At 65.3% G+C, this 429-nt stretch carries 1 protein-coding gene; it reads right to left on the bottom strand.

Annotated elements, in window-relative coordinates; translation table 11 throughout:
* Positions 1 to 429 (bottom strand): aldo/keto reductase (locus GR197_RS31490; protein WP_204330515.1); only part of this gene is annotated, 429 nt, incomplete at both ends.

Consider the following 429-nt stretch of genomic DNA (forward strand, 5'->3'; position numbering starts at 1 on the left):
TTCTCGCGCAGGTGGCCGACTGACGAGGTGCCCGGGATCAGCAGAATGTTCGGCGACCGTTGCAGCAGCCAGGCGAGTGCGGTCTGCATCGGTGTGGCGCCGAGCCGCGCTGCGACATCGTTGAGCGTGGACGACTGCAGCGGGCTGAAACCTCCCAGCGGGAAGTACGGAACATACGCGATGCCGTCGCGGGCAAGCGCGTCGATCAGGCCGTCGTCGTTTCGGTGAGCGAGGTTGTAGTGGTTCTGCACGCAGACGATCTCGCAGATGCGCCGTCCTTCTGCGATCTGGTTGGCCGTGACGTTGCTCAGCCCGATGTGCCGAACCAGCCCCTGCCGTTGCAGTTCCGCCAGGGCGGTGAGGGGTGCCTCGATCGACCCTTCGGCCGGGCCATGCGGGTCGAACATGATCCGCAAATTCACCACGTCC

The sequence above is a fragment of the Rhizobium phaseoli genome (genome assembly GCF_010668805.1).
In the GTDB taxonomy this organism is placed as follows: Bacteria; Pseudomonadota; Alphaproteobacteria; order Rhizobiales; family Rhizobiaceae; genus Rhizobium; species Rhizobium phaseoli_A.